Genomic DNA, 236 nt, shown 5'->3' with positions numbered 1-236 from the left:
CCTAAATAAGTTATCAACTAAACTAATACACGAAAACCAAGTTATAGTTATTGAGGACTTGAAGGTAAAAAATATGGTGAAAAATCATAAGTTAGCGAAAGCTATAAGCGAAGCAAGTTGGTCGGAGTTCAGAAGAATGTTAGAATATAAAGCTAATTGGTATGGTAGAGAAATAATAGTAGCAGATAAGAACTTCGCATCTAGTCAATTATGTTCTAAATGTGGATATAAAAATC

At 30.9% G+C, this 236-nt stretch carries 1 protein-coding gene; it reads left to right on the top strand.

The genetic code is table 11. From position 1 onward, the window contains the following. A partial coding sequence (locus KGF48_RS20820) for an IS200/IS605 family accessory protein TnpB-related protein (protein ID WP_227868516.1) occupies positions 1-236 on the top strand: 236 nt, incomplete at both ends.

Source organism: Clostridioides sp. ZZV15-6388, from assembly GCF_020657755.1.
Lineage (GTDB): Bacteria > Bacillota > Clostridia > Peptostreptococcales > Peptostreptococcaceae > Clostridioides.
Note: the sequence above shows the minus strand (reverse complement) of the source record. Positions and strands in the feature narration are given on the sequence as shown.